A 1,968-nucleotide genomic window follows, 5' to 3' on the forward strand; every position below is an offset into this window, starting at 1 on the left:
CGGTCCGATACCAGGCTTCGTCGTCCTTCAGGTCCGCCACCTGCTCGCGCAGGTCCTGCACGTCCTGCCAAGTCACGCCGGGCTCCCCGGCGGCGTGATCCTGCTCGAGCCGGTCGAGGCTGTCCTGTGCCTGCTCCAGGATATGCCGATAGTCAGCGTAGTCGTCCTGCGCCTGCGCCAGTTGCTTGCGGGCGTCGTTCAGGTCCGCGACCGCCTTGGCCACTTCCACGGCCTGATGCTGTACCACCAGGCTGACTTCGGCCTTGCCGTGGGTTTCCTCGTGATCGCTGGTGCACGGCTGCGGGTCTCGGTGAGATACAAACGAATCAATTGTTAAAGATCGCGGTGAGGTCGCGATTGCAATGCGTTATGGCGACACGATACCTGATGGGTCAGGTGTTGTACTTGGTCATTGAGACTGCCCTCCACAGCCAGGAGGAGCTCGATGCCATCGCCTTTAAGCTCAACATGCGGCCTCGGAAACGCTTCGATTTCAAGTGTCCAATTGAAATGATGAGTGAACTGATGGCGAAGTATCACGAAGGGCCATTATCAATCCAATGACAGTGTTGCACTCAGAGCCTGCATCCGCCCTCTTCAATTGGGTTCATTGATCGCCTCAAGTCAACCTATTTCTTCAAATAGTTTAGAATCATTAGGATTTGGCCAATCCGCCCCCCCGAAGGCCACAGCTTCTAATTCTAACTCACTCTCACTGATTATCGTACACATATACGATCCTCCATGAGGAAAATCAGGATGGCTAAAGTTATACTCCCACATGCGAACATGGGGAATTTCAGAAAGCGGAGACTTCAGCAGTATAGTAGAATAAAAACCAACTCCGGTTTCTTCCCAACCGACACTTTCCGCGCCACCAATTTGTTCATTTATTTCGCTGCAAAGCTTATCCTTTCCTCGAAAAATAAGCTCAAGCGCCAACTTCTCTTGCTGTCTTAACACTATCAAAACTCTCTCTTTGCCATGGTTGATATCCTAAACATCCCGTCTATGACTATTCCTTTAATGCTTACTGGGACATTACCAACCTTTACAGTAACCCAAGACCCTGCTTGATAGTTTCCATCAGCAATAGTCTGAGCAGCTCTTTGCACCTCTCTCAATGCGGCTTCTGGAGAGCCAAACTCTTCTAATAGTTTAGTCGGAGTCTCACCACCTCTACCAAATAGGTGATGAATGTCATTCTGATTGTAGCGAGAAAGGGCGTCATCTAATTTATTGACTACATCCTTTGCAACTTCTCCATCAACGCCCCGCGCCTTCTTCCCACCAGGGGCCATGCCCCCCAGCACGATATCCGTGGCAAAGGTACCACCGCCAATCAGGTAGCGGTCGTCTTCGTCCTGGTCACCCTCCAGATCATAGCCTTCCACCCATTCGGCAACAATCTTTCCCCCTTCATAGATTCCCTCGGCAATCTTCTCGCCTCCTGGGGCATGCTCTATCGCCTTGTCCACCAGCAGACCGATCACGCCCTTCGGCCCCTGGGCCACCGCCAGACCAATCTCCACGATCTGCCGCTGTTCCGGATGCGCCTCCAGGTAGGCGTTGATCTCGGAAGCACCCTTGAGCACCACTTGCGCCGGGGTATCGGGAAGCCGTTCGCCGGTCACGACGGTGGTCTCCAGCTCCACCACCGGCAGCCCCTGGTCATCGTAATAAACGTCGGATGGGGCCGCGTCCTCAGGCGCTGACGCGTCCGCTTCCGGGGGTGTCTCGCTGTCCATGAGCGGGCCGCTCACCTCGGCGATGGTCTTCATGCTGGCCAGCACTCCGTCCTGGAACGCTTCGTCACTGAGGATGGCCGTGGCGTCCTCGACGCTGTAGCCGCGCCGGATCAGGGCTTCGTAGAGGTCTTCGGTGATGGAGCCTCCCGCGTCCACGGCGGCGTCCGGGGCCGAATGGGTCAGCAGCGTGATCTGCGTCGCCACTTCGTCGTAGGTCGCC

3 protein-coding genes and 1 pseudogene are annotated in these 1,968 nt (G+C 55.4%); 1 reads left to right on the top strand and 3 read right to left on the bottom strand.

Going from position 1 to position 1,968, the window contains the following annotated elements; translation table 11 throughout:
- Positions 1 to 247 (bottom strand): hypothetical protein (locus tag IE093_RS22190; RefSeq protein ID WP_229803908.1); only part of this gene is annotated, 247 nt, incomplete at its 3' end.
- A gap of 137 nt (positions 248 to 384) precedes the next feature.
- Between IE093_RS22190 and IE093_RS22195 the strand changes: the two are divergent.
- Positions 385 to 564: pseudogene (locus tag IE093_RS22195) on the top strand (IS30 family transposase); the annotation flags it as partial.
- 60 nt (positions 565 to 624) lie between these two features.
- Here IE093_RS22195 and IE093_RS22200 read toward each other — a convergent pair.
- Together IE093_RS22200 and IE093_RS22205 are read right to left on the bottom strand one after the other, a co-directional pair.
- Positions 625 to 963, bottom strand: a complete 339-nt coding sequence (locus IE093_RS22200; protein ID WP_189473112.1) for a hypothetical protein — start codon at positions 961 to 963, stop codon at positions 625 to 627.
- Positions 964 to 965: 2 nt separating this feature from the next.
- A partial coding sequence (locus IE093_RS22205) for a hypothetical protein (protein ID WP_229803910.1) occupies positions 966 to 1,968 on the bottom strand: 1,003 nt, incomplete at its 5' end.

This window comes from Litchfieldella qijiaojingensis, from assembly GCF_014651875.1.
GTDB lineage: Bacteria > Pseudomonadota > Gammaproteobacteria > Pseudomonadales > Halomonadaceae > Litchfieldella > Litchfieldella qijiaojingensis.